Origin of the sequence: Nonomuraea helvata (assembly GCF_039535785.1) — a bacterium.
Taxonomy (GTDB): Bacteria; Actinomycetota; Actinomycetes; order Streptosporangiales; family Streptosporangiaceae; genus Nonomuraea; species Nonomuraea helvata.
Genome location: NZ_BAAAXV010000009.1, coordinates 1,124,735 through 1,140,430 on the forward strand (window position 1 = coordinate 1,124,735; position 15,696 = coordinate 1,140,430).

General features: G+C 72.1%; 11 protein-coding genes. 6 read left to right on the forward strand and 5 right to left on the reverse strand.

Annotated elements, in window-relative coordinates:
* Position 1: 1 nt before the first annotated feature.
* Positions 2-625: a TetR/AcrR family transcriptional regulator gene (locus ABD830_RS38090; protein ID WP_344998480.1), complete on the forward strand. Its 624-nt coding sequence runs from the start codon at positions 2-4 to the stop codon at positions 623-625.
* Here ABD830_RS38090 and ABD830_RS38095 read toward each other — a convergent pair.
* The 5 genes from ABD830_RS38095 to ABD830_RS38115 form a co-directional block, all read right to left on the reverse strand.
* Positions 616-1,035, reverse strand: coding sequence for a VOC family protein (locus ABD830_RS38095; RefSeq protein WP_344998482.1), 420 nt, complete (start codon positions 1,033-1,035; stop codon positions 616-618). The two genes, ABD830_RS38090 and ABD830_RS38095, sit on opposite strands and share 10 nt — an antisense overlap.
* A 120-nt stretch (positions 1,036-1,155) precedes the next feature.
* Positions 1,156-3,954 carry an FtsX-like permease family protein gene (locus ABD830_RS38100; protein ID WP_344998484.1) on the reverse strand — a complete coding sequence of 933 codons (2,799 nt, stop codon included), beginning with the start codon at positions 3,952-3,954 and terminating at the stop codon, positions 1,156-1,158.
* Between the two features lie 61 nt (positions 3,955-4,015).
* On the reverse strand, positions 4,016-7,408 hold the full coding sequence (locus ABD830_RS38105; protein WP_344998486.1) for an FtsX-like permease family protein: 3,393 nt from the start codon (positions 7,406-7,408) through the stop codon (positions 4,016-4,018).
* 88 nt (positions 7,409-7,496) lie between these two features.
* Positions 7,497-8,189 carry an ABC transporter ATP-binding protein gene (locus ABD830_RS38110; protein WP_344998488.1) on the reverse strand — a complete coding sequence of 231 codons (693 nt, stop codon included), beginning with the start codon at positions 8,187-8,189 and terminating at the stop codon, positions 7,497-7,499.
* Positions 8,186-9,118, reverse strand: coding sequence for an ABC transporter ATP-binding protein (locus ABD830_RS38115; RefSeq protein WP_344998490.1), 933 nt, complete (start codon positions 9,116-9,118; stop codon positions 8,186-8,188). Before ABD830_RS38115 ends, ABD830_RS38110 begins: the two co-directional genes overlap by 4 nt.
* A gap of 234 nt (positions 9,119-9,352) precedes the next feature.
* Here ABD830_RS38115 and ABD830_RS38120 point away from each other — a divergent pair, with 234 nt between their 5' ends.
* The 5 genes from ABD830_RS38120 to ABD830_RS38140 all read left to right on the forward strand — a co-directional run bounded on the left by ABD830_RS38120 (position 9,353) and on the right by ABD830_RS38140 (position 15,678).
* Positions 9,353-10,843: a hypothetical protein gene (locus ABD830_RS38120; RefSeq protein ID WP_344998492.1), complete on the forward strand. Its 1,491-nt coding sequence runs from the start codon at positions 9,353-9,355 to the stop codon at positions 10,841-10,843.
* Positions 10,815-11,969: a methyltransferase gene (locus tag ABD830_RS38125; RefSeq protein ID WP_344998494.1), complete on the forward strand. Its 1,155-nt coding sequence runs from the start codon at positions 10,815-10,817 to the stop codon at positions 11,967-11,969. The genes ABD830_RS38120 and ABD830_RS38125 overlap by 29 nt, the downstream gene beginning before the upstream one ends.
* 169 nt (positions 11,970-12,138) lie before the next feature.
* The gene (locus ABD830_RS38130) at positions 12,139-13,467 is read left to right on the forward strand and encodes a cytochrome b (protein WP_344998497.1); all 1,329 of its coding nucleotides are present in this window, start codon (positions 12,139-12,141) and stop codon (positions 13,465-13,467) included.
* A 61-nt stretch (positions 13,468-13,528) separates the two neighbouring features.
* On the forward strand, positions 13,529-14,266 hold the full coding sequence (gene uppS, locus ABD830_RS38135) for a polyprenyl diphosphate synthase (RefSeq protein ID WP_344998499.1): 738 nt from the start codon (positions 13,529-13,531) through the stop codon (positions 14,264-14,266).
* Positions 14,263-15,678: an oxygenase MpaB family protein gene (locus ABD830_RS38140; RefSeq protein ID WP_344998501.1), complete on the forward strand. Its 1,416-nt coding sequence runs from the start codon at positions 14,263-14,265 to the stop codon at positions 15,676-15,678. Before uppS ends, ABD830_RS38140 begins: the two co-directional genes overlap by 4 nt.
* The last annotated feature ends 18 nt before the right edge of the window (positions 15,679-15,696 follow it).

The following is a 15,696-nucleotide window of genomic DNA, read 5'->3' on the forward strand; positions in this document are numbered from 1 at the left end:
GGTGGCCGACACACGTACCAAGCTGCTCGAAGCCGCGCTCGCGACGCTGCGCAAGAACGGCATAGCGGGCGTCTCCGCCCGTACGATCGCGACCGAGGCGGGGGTGAACCAGGCTCTGGTCTTCTACCACTTCGGCAGCGTCGACCAGCTCCTGGCCGCCGCCTGCGAGCACGCCGCGCACCAGCGCATCGCTCTCTACCGCGCCCGCTTCGCCGCCGTGGCCACCGTCCGCGAGCTCCTCGACCTCGGCCGCTCCCTGCACGCCGAGGAACGGGCGGAAGGGAGCGTGGCGGCGCTCGCCCAGCTCCTCGCGGGCAGCCAGACCGACCCGAAGCTCGCCCCGGCCACCGCCACCGGCCTCAACCTGTGGATCCAGGAGGTCGAGCAGGCGCTGGCCAGGGTGCTGGCGAAGTCACCGCTGGCCGAGTTCGTGGACGTGGCCGGGCTGGCCAAGGCCACGGCCGCCGCGTTCGTCGGCCTGGAGCTCTACGAGGGCGTGGACCCGCAAGGGGCGAACCAGGCGTTCGACGCCCTCGAGAGCCTGGCCACGCTGGCGACGGCGCTGGACGACATGGGCCCGCTGGTGCGCCGCGCCGCGCGGGCCCGCCTTCGCCGTCACTCGTAGTAGCGAACCTCCAGGACGTTGCCGTCGGGATCGGGGAAGTAGATCGTCTCCGGCGCGATGCCCTGCGCGCCGAACGAGTTGGTCCCGGAGCCGGAGATCTCGACCCCGTGCTGCTTCAGCCTGACCTTGAGCGCGTCGAAGTCCTCCTTGCCGACGGCCAGGCAGAGATGGTTGACCGGATGCCCGGCGCTCCCCTTGACCCCGGTGCCCTCTTCCACGCCCCTGGAGGCGTCGTACGTCATCAGGTCGAGGATGGTTTCGGGCGAGACCCGCACGCTCGGGAAGGCTGCCTCACCTTCGCGAAACTCCTCGGCCCGCACCCCGGGCAGACCGATCACCTGCTCGTAGAAGCGCAAAGAGCCGAGCTGGTCCGAGACCCAGCAGACGAGATGGTCCAGGCGTACGTCCATGCATACCTCCGCTGCTCCGCCGCTCGCTGTCCACCTGCCGCTGCAGGCTGGTTGGACGCGACTCTCATAATGAAAGATGCGGATGACAGCCAAGTAAACACGACAAATTGATCACGGATCCTATCCGTCGCCCACACGGAGCACCTCGCTCAGCCGCCGGCCGCGCCGCAGCGCCGACTCGATGGGCACCACGACGGCGACCGCCGCCAGCAAGGCGACGGTCACCAGGCCGAGCCGCCACCACGGCAGCACCAGGGCCGGGTCGCCGGCCTGCCCGGTGAGCAGCCGCAGCGCGAGCGAGTCGAGCATCAGGCGGGCGAGCGCCACCCCGAGCAGCGGGCCGGCCACGGCGGCGACCATCACCGGCGGCAGCAACTCCCCCGCGGCGACCCAACGGGCGTCCCGGGGCCGCAGGCCGAGGGTGCGCAGCCGGGTCAGGGTCTGCCACCGTTCCGGTGCGCTCGCCGCCGAGCCGAGAGCGAGGCCCAGCAGTCCCAGGGCCAGCAGGGTCGCGGCCGAGGCCCACGCCAGCCAGAGCAGCCCTGAGGTCAGCGGCGCCGCGCGGCGGGCACGCAGGACGTCCTCGCGCAGCACGGCATGCGCCGCGTCGGAGCTCGCGCCGCTCGCGGTGGCCGCCCGCGCCGCTCCGGGGCCGGTCGCCCATATCGTGTTCGGGGCGGAAGGCATGCCCGCGGCGGCGAGGGCCGCGGCGTCCACGAGGACGACGACGTCGCCGTCGCCGACGGCGGGCGCCGTACCGACGGCGGTGAGCCGGATGGACGGCGCGCCACCGTCCCGGAGCAGTTGCAGCCGCATGCCCGGCCGCAGGCCGCCGTCGCTCGAACGCACCAGCGCAGGGACGTTGCCGTGGCCGGTCGCCCCGAGCCGGGCGAGATCCGGCGCGTCCGGCAGCGGAGTGGAGCCCAGCAGCCGCCGGAACGCGGAGACGTCCACGATCACCAGGCGTGGGGCGACGATCAGCGAGTCGGCGACGACGCGCGCGCTGTCGGTCACCTGCCCGGCGACGGCCTGCCGGACTCCCGGCGCGGCGGCGATGCGCCGGGCGAGCTCGGGCGTGGAGGCCGTGGCGGCGGGGATGACGTCGAGGCGGGCATCGGCGCCGACGGTACGCCACGCGCCGTCCGCCAGGCCCTGGCCGGCGGTGGCGTCGAGGGTGAACGCGAACGACGCCAGCGCGGCGGAGGTCACCATGACCAGCAGCGGCAGCACGCGCGCGGACGTCGCGGCAGCCCTCGCTGCGCCGAAGACCGCCAGCGGGCGGCGCGAACGCAGTGCCTGCTTGAGTGCGAGGCCCGTGCCCGCGGGCAGCAGCCGCAGCAGGAGAAGCGTGCCGGCGAGAACCCCGAGGGCGGGCGCGCTCGCGGGCAGCGCACCGCCACCGTCCAGCCCGAGTCCCGTCCCTGCCGCATCACCGGAGGAGTCGGCCGGGAGTATCCCGCGCTGGTGCAGCGCGACGAAGGCGGCGACCGCGGCGATGACGACGGCGGCCTCAAGGGCGGCGCGGCGCAGCTGGACGGTGTGCCTGGCCCAGCGGCGGGCGGACCGGTTCGCCGGGACACGCCGGTCACGGGTGGCACGGGCGGCGGCGAGCGTACCGAATGCCGGGCCGGCGGCGGCAGCGGCGAGGACCACGGGCACCGCCCACCCCCAGGACGCGCCCGGGGCCACCGTACGGGCGAGCGCGAGCCCGGCCGCGGCGGCCACCAGCGCGACCACGGCGGACTCGAGCAGCAACTCGGCACCGAGGTCAGGCAGGGACGCCCCCCGTTGCCGGGCGGCGGCCAGCGCCGGGGCGCGGCGGCGTACCAGCAGGTCGGCGGCGAGGAGCAGGACCAGGACCGCGGCGGCCAGCACGCCGGCGAGCAGCACCGACGCCTGCGCGAAAGCGGCTCCGACCTGGCCTCGTACGTTCCGCAGTACGCCGTCGAGCTGCGTCTCCCACTTCAGCGAGCCGTCGCGGGCGCCGGAGGAGCCGGAGGCTGCCTTGAGCACCACCACCTTGCCGGAGATCGCCTCGGCGGAGTCCCAGGTGAGCACGCCCGGGTCGGGGCTGAACCAGACGGTGCGCTGAAGTTCGTCCCGATCGAAGGCGAGGCGGGCGTCCGGCAGGGAGTCGGGTGACAGCAGGCCACCGAGTCGGGTCGTGCCCACGCCGTCCGCTCCTGAGACGGGACGCAGCAGCGAGGGGGCGAGCCGCCAGGCGGGATCGGCGCTGTCCGTCGCCCGGAAGATGCCGCTGACCTGGACCTTTCGCACGTTTCCCCGGTCGTCCGCCAGCGGGATGCGCGCGCCGGGGCGCACGTGGAGAGCGGCGGCGTCCGCCTCCGACAGACCGACCTGCACCAGCCAGGGCGGCCCGCCGTAGGGGACCTCGACGTGGCTGTCCGCCGCCGAAACGGTGGGCCGGGGCGGTCCGCCCTCGGTCCAGGTCACCTGCGGCCCACCGCCGGCGTCCTTCGCCAGATAGGCGAGCTGGAAGGTGCGCAGCACGCTGCCGTCGGTGATCTTGAGTACGGGGCTGGTGACCGCAGCGACGGGTGGACGGAGCGCGGCGCGCAGGCCGGGGCCCAGCTCGTCCGTGGCCCTGTCGCGCAGGTCGTCGACGTCCTCGGCAAGGCGGGGAGCGCGTACACGTCCGCCGTTGGGTCCGTCGTCGAGCTCTATGCGGGCGTGGACCAGGACGTCGCCGTCGCCGCCTGCGTGGCGTACCGCCTCTCGGACGGAGTCGTCGGCGGTCGCGCGCAGCAGCGGCGGGACGGCGCCGGCGAGCAGGGTGACGACCGCCACGACGGCGGCGGCCAGGAGCAGGGGCCCGGCGTCGGCGACGGCGCGCCCGCGGACGCTGGGCCAGTGCAGGGCGGGCGGCCACCAGCGACCGAGCGCCCGGAGCCACCTCACGACGCCACCCGCAGCCACGTGACGTCGACGCGGCGGGGAGCCCGCAGGGCGGTGCGCCCCCTCATGACGCCACCCGCAGTTGCGTGGCGTCGACGCGGCGGGCCTGCACGATGACGACGGCGGTCACCGCGAGCGTGCATCCGGCCAGCAGCCCGGCGAGCAGGGCGGACTCGGCGGCCCACGGCCAGACGGGCAGGGCCGCAGGTACCGGCGCGGCGCCGGTGTCGGAGCGTACGAGCAGGGGCGCGACGACGCGGGTGGCGAGCGCGCCGACGGCCGCGCCCGCCGCGAGCAGGGGCAGCAGGATGCCGACGTGCTGGCCGAGCAGCACGGCACGGACCTCGCGCCGGGTCATCCCCAGACCCCGCAGCCGCGCCACCTCGAGCGCGCGACTCCGGAGGTCGAAGGTCACGTGCAGCACGACACCGGCGAACAGCAGCAGGGCCGCGGCCGGGACGAGCAGCCGCAGCGCGGCCGGCAGGCCGGCGCGCAGGGGTCCGCCGGTGAGGCGGGCCGCCTCGGACGCGCGGGTGGTGACGCTGCCGAGGTGGAGATCGGTGGCCCGGACGGCGGCGTCCGCCCGGGTGGGGTGACCGACCCACCAGGCGTCCACGGGGAAGTCGAGGTTGCCGCTGACGACGAGCGCGCGGGAGAGGGCGTCCAGGTCGGCCAGGATGGCCGCCGCACCAGGGGCGGACGGGACGGTGGGCAGCACCTCGGTCACTCTGACCGGGACGGCGGTGAGGCCGACGGTGAGGTCGAGCCGGGCGCCGAGACGGGCACCGGCCTCGGCGGCGAAGCGGGTGGAGACGGCGACGGGTACCGGTCCTGGAGCCGGGAAGGCGGTGGCGACCAGGGTTCTGGCGGCGTCCGGTGGACCCTTGAACTCGACGGTCGTCGTCATCCTCACCTGGATGCCGGCAGCGTTGCGGGCGAGGGCGACCGCCGGAGAGCCGAGCTGCCCGGGAGCGGGCCCCGCGGAGGTGGCGGTCCAGGACGACCCGGGCGCCGCGCCGGCGGGGCCGGGAGCCCCGGGCACCGTGAGCGTGACGGCGACGCGGTCGGCGCCGGCCGGGAGTTCCGCCGAGGCGTCGGAGTAGCCGATGCCGACGTTCCCCGGTGCGGTCACGTCGACCGCGAACGGAAGGGACACCGCGACAAGCCGCAGTCCTTCGGCCGTCGCGCAGGCCGGCAGCGGGTGCGCCTTGCCGTCGAGCGGGACCGGCGCACCGGTGCAGGGCGTCCGCAGGCCCGTGGCGTCCTGCACCAGCAGCCGGGGTGTCACGGTGAGCGGGGTCGCACCGCTCGCCGTCCCGGTCAGGGTGAGCGCGGCGCCGGCCGGGACGGGGAGCCCGGTGGCGCGGGCCGGCGGCGCGAGGGCCGCCCCTACGTCCTTCCAGCTGTGGCCATCGTCCAGCCGGCCGCGCAGCAGCGCCTCGGCGCGGGCGGTGTCGACGGCGACCAGCCGCGGTGCGTCGCCGGCGCGGCCGAGCCACTGCCCGACCGCGATGCCCCGGTCGGTGGCCGGACTCACCGCTCCTCCGGTGGCCGCGCCGACGGCCACGCCCTGCCCGGCGTCCGGCGGGGTGGCGAGGGTGAGGGCGAGATCGGTGCCGACGGACAGATCGGCCTGGTCGTGCTGGGAGCGCTGCCACGTGGCGTCGAAGCCGGTCCCGAACGTGGCCGCCGCACAGGCCAGGCCGATGAGCAGCCCCGCGGCGACCGCCTGCGGCCGGCGGGCGGCCTCGAACGCCGCCAGCGGGAGCAGCAGCCCGCGGGCACGGCGCGCCAGCCGGTCGGCGCCGCGCAGCGCGGGCCACACCGGGCGCAGCGCCAGCGCGGAACCGGCGGTGAGCAGCAGCGCGGGAGCGAGCACCCGTACGGCGTCGGCCGGTGAGCCGGAGCCGGTGGGCTGGTCGCGCAGCTGCCACCAGCCGACGGCGGCGAACACCACGAGCAGCAGGTCGGCACCGGAGCGGGCCAGCAGTTCGCGCCGGTGGCGACGGTCGCTGACGGCGGGGGCGGACCGCACCGAGAGGGCGACCAGCACCGCCGCGAGCACCAGCGCGGTGCCGGCGACGGCGAGCACCTGGACGCCGGTCACCCCCGGCTGGACGGAGAGCCCGGCCCCTGCCATCGGCGGCAGGTGGGTCAGGCCGGCATGCAGGGCGGAGGAGGCGGGTATCGCGAGCGCGGCGGCGAGGAGCGCGAGTGCACCGGCCTCGACGGTGGCGGCGGCGACGAGCTGACCGCGGCTGACACCCAGCGCGGACAGCAGGGCGGTCTCGTCGGCGCGGACGCCGGCGGTCAGCCGTCCGGCGAGGGCGAGTGCGGTCGCGGTCAGGACGATGCCGAGGACGGCGACGGCGAGCACGGCCGCCGCGGTGACCTCCTGCTCGTCGTGGGCGGCCAGCAGCGTCGAGGGCAGCAGGGTGGCGACGCGTTCGATCCGTACCCGGTTGCCGAGGGTACGCGCCAGCCGGCGGTCGGCGCCGAGCACGGCCTCGGCGACGGTGTCGAGGTCGCGGCGATCGGGAGCGGACAGGTCGGGATGGGCGGTGATCTCCAGCCGGTCGACGGTGAAGCCGCCGGCGAGCAGGTCACCGAGATCGACGATGAACGGCCCGTAGGCGTGGACCGGCTGCACGGAGCGGCCGTCGTGGTAGGCCAGGTCGTAGCCGGCGCCGGCGAGGAGGTCGCGATCCCAGCCGGTGCCCGGCAGCGGGCGTACGACGCCGACCACGGTCACGTCCACCGCCGGGCCGGGGTCGCCGAACAGCTCCGCACCGAGACGGACGCGGGCGCCGGGGGCGAGGCCGAGCTGTCGCGCGGTGGACTCGAGCACGACGGCCTCCAGCGGCCCGGCGGGCTGCGCGGCGTCGGCCCGCGGCCCGGCGGGGTGCCCGGCGTCGGCGGCGGCCCGCGGCCAGCGCCCGGTGGTCAGCTGGGCTCGGGCCGGCAGATCCTCCACACCCGACAGGTAGGTCTCAGCGGGGACACCGCCTCCACCGGCGGGCTGGGCACCGGGGCGCGGCGACCCACCGCCATCCCCGCCGCCAGGCCTGCCATCGCGTCCACCGCCAGGCCCGCCATCGAGCCCGCCATCGAGCCCGCCATCGCGTCCACCGCCGGGCGTCGCCGGCAGCGATCGCAGCACGGACGACGCGCGTGCGGTCGTCGTCGTGGCGAACGGAGCGAGCGCCGAGGTCAGCACGCGGCGGGTGTCGTCGGCGACGGATCGCGCGTCCTGGGCGCGGACGGTGACGGTGTAGGCGGTGACGTCGACCCGGTCGGGGGTGGCGCGGGACGCGGCGCTCTCCAGCGCCTGCTCGGCGGTGCGGGTGACGAGCAGGGCGCAGGTGCCCAACAGGGTGAGGCCGACCATGGCGACCGCCAGGAGGGCTGTCAGCAGGGGCCACTGCGCGCGGGCTCGGCGGGCGAGCAGCCTCAGCACAGGCGACTCCGGCCGATCAGGAGACTTTCTGCCCGCAGGCGACTCCGGCCGATCACGAGACGTCCTGCCCGCAAGCGACTCCCGCCGATCACGAGACGTCCTGCCCGTCGAGCCGTCCGTCGTTGATCCGGATCACCCGGTCCGCCAGCGCGACCATCGTCGGGTCGTGCGTGGACACCAGCGCCGTCACACCCTCGGACTCCACCACACCGCGCAGCAGCCCCATCACCGACAGGCCCGTCTCGGCGTCCAACTGCCCGGTCGGCTCGTCGGCGATCAGCAGCCGGGGCGAGGCGGCCAGGGCCCGGGCGATCGCCACCCGCTGCTGCTGGCCGCCGGACAGCTCGCCCGGACGCTGCTCGGCGTGCTCGGCCAGGCCCACCAGCTCCAGCAGCAGCTCGACGCGGCGCTCACGCTCCCCCGACGGCACGCGGGCCAGCCGCAAGGGGGCGCCGACGTTCTCCGCGGCCGAGAGCACCGGGATCAGGCCGAATGTCTGGAAAACGTAGGAGACCTTCTCACGCCGTAATCGCGACAGGCCGTCCTCGTCGAGAGCCGTGACGTCCGTACCGTCGACGAGGACGGTCCCGGAGTCCGGGCGGTCCAGACCGCCGATGACGTTGAGCAGAGTGGTCTTGCCGGAGCCGGACCGTCCGATGAGAGCGGTCATGGTGCCGGCGGGGAGGTCGAACGACACGTCCCGCAGCGCCTGGACGGCGGCAGGTCCGGTGCCGAAGCGCCGGTGGACGCCGCGTACGGTGAGCAGCGGAGCGGCGCTCATGAGCGTTCGCCGAGGTCGGGGCGGATCGTGACGTGGTCCGCCTCCAGCGCCAGCCGTACCCGCCTGGTCAGCGCCAGCGCCTCCCGGTAGTCGCGCGGGATCTGGACCCGCCCGGCGCGGTCCATCACGGCGTACTCCTCGGCGATCACCTCGGTGTCGCCGTCGGCGCCGGTGGCGGTGCGGCGCAGCACCTCGCTGCTGGTACGCCCGTCGCGGATCGCCACGGTCCGCTCGACCTGGCCGCTGACCGCAGGGTCGTGGGTCACGATGACGACGGTGACACCGAGCTGCCGGTTGACCTCCCGCAGCGTCGTGAAGACCTCGGCGGAGGTGGCAGTGTCGAGCTCGCCGGTCGGCTCGTCGGCCAGCAGGACGCGGGGCTGGTTGGCGAGGGCCACCGCGATGGCGACCCGCATCTGCTGCCCGCCGGACAACTGGGCGGGACGCCGGTCGGCGCAGCCGGCGATGCCCAAGGTCTCCAGCAGCTCGGCGGCGCGGGCGCGGCGGGTGCGGGCCGGCGTACGGGCCGCCGTCATCGGCAGGTCGATCATCTGCTGTGCGGTCAGGTACGGAACGAGGTTGCTGGCCGTCTGCTGCCGTACGAATCCGACGGTGTGCCGCCGGTAGTGCACGCGGTCGGCGCGGGACATCGCCAGCAGGTTCCACCGGTCGACGCGTGCCCGCCCGGCGGTGGGGGCGTCGACGCCGGCGAGGATGGACAGCAACGTCGACTTGCCCGACCCGGACGCCCCGACGACGGCCACCATCTCGCCGCTCTCCACGGCCAGGTCCAGCCCTTGCAGTGCCTGCACCTCGACCGATCCGGTCTGGTAGATCCGTACCAGGCTCTCGCAGGCGATCAGCGTGTCCCGCCCGAACTCCGGCGCCTTCGGAGGCGGCTGCGGCAGGGGCAGCGGCGTTCTGGACATCCCCCTCCTCGGTGCGGCGTCGCGCTGATCTCTGGCCAGACTCTATAGCCCCCAGCACCGGGGCAAACACCCCTGCAACGGGCTCCCACGCACGATTTACCGATCAGGCGAAGCGCTGGCCGACACTTTGCGCAACGCGCCGCAAGTGGCTGGCATCGGCCATTCATCCTCGATTCATGACCAGCGACCGCATCCTGTGCGGCCCGGCTGGTGGGGGTGACAGGGGGACCGGGCATGTCGAACACCACAGTTGACTCTGTCGATTCGGCGAAGCCTGAATCCCGTGCGATCGCCCGGCTCGAGATCGGCATGATCGTCGGCGGCCTCGCCGGAATCACCTTCCTGCTGCCCCACGGGCTGTACTGGGGCGACGGCGGATCTCGCTTCATCTACCTCTGGAGGCTGCTGGGCGAGAAACACCTGAGCGAGGAGAAGTATTCACTGATCGGCCCCTTGTTCTCCACCCCGCTCTGGCAGTTGGGCCTGGTGTATCAGTCGCCCGAATGGTGGTGCGAGAAGTACAACGCGCTGGTTTTCGCCATCGGGTTGTTCGTCTTCTACTGGATGCTCCGCGATCACGTGTCGCGCCGCCTGCTACGCCGCTTCCTCCTGCTGCTGACCTTCGCCTCGATGTTCTCCAATCATCTGCTCTTCTACTGGGGCGAGGTGTTCACCGCGGTCATGGTCGGCATGGGCACCGTCTGTCTGGTCGCCAAACGCCGCGGATGGACGGCAATCGTGCTCGGTGTCGCCAACGCCCCCGCCACCCTGCCCGCCATGGCGCTGTTGGCCGTCGAACGCATCTTGGCCACGCGGCGACTGCGAGTGGGCCTGGCTGTCGTCGCGGCCGTGGCGGTCGTCCTGCTCGAAGCCTGGATCCGCAGAGGCAACCCCTTCGAGACCGGATACGGAGACGACAGAGGCCCTAGAACGATCATGCCGTTCTCCGGTCGGCCCGGCCTCAGTTATCCGATCTTCTTCGGGCTCCTGTCGCTGCTGTTCTCGTTCGGCAAGGGACTGCTGTTCTTCGCGCCCGGCCTGTTCCTGCCCGTGCGCCGGAGGATCGCCGGACTCCCCGGCCGCGCGGGCGTGGATCTGACGGCGCTCTACAAGATGTGGATCGCGTTCGTGGTGGGCTTGGTCCTGCTCTACTCCACCTACTGGTCGTGGAGCGGGTCCACCTTCTACGGGCCCCGCTACCTGCTGTTCGCCTCCTTGCCCGCATGCCTGGCACTCGCGGTCCGCCTGCACCGGCGGGACTCGTCGATCCTGACGAACACGATCACAGTCCTGGCACTCGGCCTTTCCCTATGGGTCGGCCTGAACGGAGCCGTCTTCGGCGACGCCCCCGCCCGCAAGGTCTGCCTGGAACCGACCAACTTCTTCGTCTTCGAGGCGCCGCTGTGCTACTACACGCCTGAGTTCAGCGCTCTTTGGGTCCCGTTCATCGATGCGCCGGAGCTGACCGTCGGTCAACAGGTCTATCTCCTGTACGGACTGTGCGTGGCCGGCTATCTGATGACACCCCCGCTACTGGCTCTGACCGGACAGCTCCTCGCCCGAGCATGGCTCCTGGTGAACGGCGGCCGCCGCACGACCCCTTCTGCCTCGGTGCCGGCGGCAGAAGGCCGCTGCCAGCTGGTCACCAGCAGCGCATGTGCCGACGCATCGCGGCGACTCGCTAGCCTGAGTCACGATGAACGGTTTGACGACGTCGAAAGGTGAGTTCGGGCTCACCCGCTTCCCCGAGGACCCCCGCGACCCGCTACGCGCCTGGGACGCCGCCGATGAGTACCTGCTGCGGCATCTCGAGGGAATCGACGGCGAACCGATCGGCCTGTCGGGCACCGTGGTCGTGCTGGGCGACCGCTGGGGCGCCCTGGTCACCGCACTCGCCGATCACCGACCCGTGCAGATCACCGACTCCTACCTCACCCAGCAGGCGACCCGAGCGAACCTGAGTCGCAACGAGATCGCCCAGGACGCCGTGCGGCTCTGTACGACCATGGATCCGCCACCACCCCGGATCGACGTGCTGCTGATCCGGGTGCCCAAGGCGCTCTCGCTCCTTGAGGACCAGTTGCACCGTCTCGCGCCGCACGTGCACGCGGGCACCGTGATCGTCGGCGCGGGAATGGTCACCGAGATACACACTTCGACGCTGCAGCTGTTCGAACGCATTCTCGGGCCGACCAAGACGTCACGGGCGGTGAAGAAGGCACGGCTCATCTTCTGCTCACCTGACTCCCAGATGCCCCGTAGCCCCAGCCCGTGGCCGCGAACGTACACCCTCCCCACCGGGATAGGAGCGGTCTCAGGGCTCACCGTCGTCAACCACGCCGGCACCTTCTGCGCCGACCGGCTCGACATCGGCACCCGGTTCTTCCTGCAGAACCTGCCGCGGCTCCGGGGCCGTGCGCATGTCGTGGATCTGGGCTGCGGCAATGGGGTGATCGGTCTCGCCGCGTCACTGACCGACAGCCAGGCCAAGGTGTCGTTCATCGACGAGTCCTACCAGGCGCTGGCCTCGGCGGAGGCCACGGTCCGAGCGAACACCGACATGAGCGGCACCGCGACGTTCGTGGCGGCCGACGGCATGTCCGGCGTACCGGCGGGGACGGTGGATCTGATCCTGACCAACCCGCCGTTCCACACGCACCGCGCGAGGACCGACTCGACGGCCTGGCGCATGTTCAACGGTTCGCGCGCGGCACTACGCCGCGGCGGCGAGCTCTGGGTGGTCGCCAACCGCCACCTCGGCTACCACGTGAAGCTCCGTCGGCTGTTCGGCAATTGCGAGGTCGCCGCAAGCAACCCCAAGTTCGTCGTCCTACGAGCCGTCAAGGGCTGACCGCGCTCCAAAGGTTCCGGTGGTGGTGACACGGATCACCGTCACCGGCCCCTCATCGCTGTCACAGCCCCCGGCCCCATTCCGTCATAGGAGTAGGCAAGGTTAGGGGGCCCAAATGCGTTCGTTGCCGGCCAGACGCCGCTCGTTTCAGTTCTCCCACTGGTCATTCATGTTCGCGGAAATCGCCGTCTGGTCGTTCGTGGTCCTGGCAGCGACCGGGGCGGTGCTGATGGTGTTCTACGACCCCAGCATGTCCCAGGTGGCCTATGACGGCTCGTACGGCCCTCTGCGCGGACTCTTTGTCAGCAGAGCCTTCGACTCGACCATGCACCTGAGCCTGGAGGTACGCGGCGGCCTGCTCATCCGCCAGGTCCACCACTGGGCGGCGCTCGTCTTCGTGGCGGCCGTCGTCCTGCAGTTGCTGCGCATGTTCCTCACCGGCGCGTTCCGCCGCCCGCGCACCGGACAGTGGCTGATCTGGGTGACGCTGCTGGCGCTGGGCATGGCCGCGGGCGAGACCGGCAACGCCCTGCCTGACGACATGCTGTCGGGTGGGAGCCTGTGGCTGATCATGTCGGTCGTGCAGTCCATCCCCGTGGTGGGAACCTGGGTGATGTCGCTGCTGTTCGGCCCGGACTTTCCCGGCGACAGGGTCATTCCGGTCATGTACGGAGCGCACCTGCTGATCCCGATCGTCATGGCCGCGATGCTGATCGCCCGCGAACTGCTGGTGCGGCGGCACGGCCACTCCCGGTTCATCACCTCCCTCCCGGCGCAGCGGAGCGCACGCCCGACGATGGCGCTCGCAACGACCGGCATGCTGATCATTCTCGGGTTCGGTTTCCAGATCGCCCCTATCTGGCTGTACGGCCCTGCCAAGCCGACGCAGATCTCGGCGGGCTCGGTTCCCGACTGGTACATGGGCTTCCTCGACGGCGCCCTGCGGATCATGCCCGGATGGGAGCTCCCCATCGGGGACCACACGCTCAACCTCGCGGCCCTCGTCCCCACACTGGTGGTACCCGGGGTCTTCTTCACCGCCCTGGCCGCCTACCCGATGGCCGAGCGCTTCCTCCTCTCGCGACGCAGCCGCCGCGACGCACTGGGCCGGCCGAAGACCACGAGACGCATGGCACGCGAGACGCCCGCACATGACCTGCTCGATCGGCCGCATGAGACGCCGGTGAAGACAGCCATCGCCGTCGCCGGCGTCACGTTCTACGGCCTGCTGTGGGCAGCCGCGGCCAACGACCAGATCGCCCACCAGTTCCACCTGAACGTCAATGCTGTGACGATCTTCTTCAGGTTCGCCGTGGTCATCGGCCCCGTCATCGCCTTCGTCGTCACCCGGTGGATCTGCCTCGCACTCCAGCAGACGGATCGCCACGTGGCCGAGCACGGAGTGGAGACCGGGATCATCATGCGGTCCCCGGACGGCGGGTTCCACGAACGGCCGGCGCCGGCGCAGCAGGAGAGCCGGGAGCCGGCGATCACCTGAGGGCGATGACGGGTCCCCGGCGAGCGCAACACGTTCAGTAATGATACAGTCACATACAGCTATGGAAATCATCAGCGGGTTGCCGAGGCACGTGGCTTGCGTGATGGATGGAAACGGCCGGTGGGCCGCGCAGCGATCGCTGCCGCGCACCGCCGGCCACGAGGCGGCGGAGGCCGCCGTGATCGACGTCATCGAGGCGGCACGCTCGGCCGGCATCAAGTGGTTGAGCCTGTACGCCTTCTCCACCGAAAACTGGCGCAGGCCGACGGGCGAGGTCGACATCCTGATGAGGCTCGTACGGCGGACCATCCGCAAGCACGCACCAGCGCTGCACGCGCGCGGCGTCCGGTGCAGGTTCCTCGGCATGTCCGATCCACGGATCCCGACTCCCCTGGTCCAGGACATCACCGACCTGATGACGCTGACCAGCGACAACAGGCAGATGACGCTGACGGTCGCCTTCGATCACGGGGGACGCCGCGACATCGTGGAGGCCGCCCGATCGCTCATCCACGCCGCCGTGCCGGCCGAGCAGGTCACCGAGGCCACCTTCGCCCGGCACCTCCCCTACTCCGACACTCCGGATGTGGACCTGGTCATCCGCACTTCCGGAGAGCAGCGAATCTCCAACTTCATGCTCTGGCAGGTGGCCTACGCCGAATGGGTCTTCCCACAGGTGCTCTGGCCCGACTTCCGCGCGACCCACCTCTGGGAGTGCCTTGAGGTCTACCGGTCGCGCCAGCGCCGATTCGGCGACGTCCGCCGGTCGATCGCCACTACGGGAGAGGAACCTCGATGACCCGGACCACCGCAGAGCAGACCGTCGACGTCTTCGGGCCGGACTCGATGCTGCGCCGCCTCGTCAACGACCCGCGGTGGGGCCTCGCGGTGACCCGCGCCACGGTGCTGGAAGCCGCGCACCCACAGATCGGCACGGCGCTGATCGAGAACTCGACATTCGTGACCCATCCGTGGCGGCGTCTGCGCAACACGTTGGTGAGCACGCAGCGCATCCTCAGCTCGGACCATCACGTTCGCGACCGGGAGGCTGCCCGCCTCAACCGCCTGCACGCCCGCATCTCGGGCACCGACCCGCAAGGCCGCCGCTACGACGCGATGGACGCCGGAGCACGCGCCTGGGTGGTGGCGACCCTGTTCGAATCGACGGTGACGATGTATCGGCTGAGCGGGGAGTCGCTCGACAGGTGCGCACTGGAACAGCTCTACGCCGAGTACCGTGCGTTCCTGACCCTGATCGAGGGCGACGGCGACCAGCTCCCCGCGACGTTGCAGGAGTTCTGGCCCTACTACGACGACATGATCGACCATCACCTGGAGAGCACCGAGGCGGTACGGGTCATCCTCTACCGGCTCTTCGCCAACGTGCCCGCGCCGCCCTTGCTGCGCGACCATCCCGCGGTGTGGGCCGCGGGCCGAGCCGTGGCAGGCCCGGTGGCCGCCGCGATCACCATCGCGTCGCTGCCCGAATCCTTCTGCCGGCGCGTCGCCCTGCCCGACCTCCCAGGCGCGCGGGCGCTCATGCACGGGGCCTACCTGACCGCCGGACTCGCCACCCGCCTGCTTCCGGACAGCTGGGTGCACGTCAGCTCGATCATGAGCCTGCTGGACCCCGACCACGCCAGTGGCGCCGGACCATGGGTGACCGTACGCCGCAAGGCGGGCCAGGCCGCGGCCCTGCTCAGACTCATGACCCCGGCCCCCGACAAGGCCGGCCAAGCCACCCGCTCAGCCGACCGGTTCTTCGCCGAGGTCCTGGACCAGACCGGCGACGGCCACCTCGCCTGGCCTGACCTGGCGGCCATGGCACGAGAGCTCGCCACTCGCCTCGACCTGGACGAGAAGGACGAGGAGCGGCTCTACAACGCCTACGCCGCCTGGTGGCGCGATCTGCAGACCAGTCTCGACGCCGACGGCGACGGACGCGTCACCCGACAGGAATACGCCGCCTCAGCCGCTTCCCTGCCCGGCTCCGGACTGGTCAAGATCGCCGACGTGCTGTTCGACGTCACCGACACCGACGACGACCAGACGATCGACGCACAGGAATACCAGCGGCTGTTCCGCACGGCGTTCCACCGCGACCTGACCGGCAGCGCCGGCAGCTACTCACGCAGCGCTTTCGTCAGACAGTTCCTGTCCTTCATGTCCGGGCAACAGCACTCGACCGCCTACGACTCCCTCCTGTCCTAGTCAGAGGTGCCGTCGGGC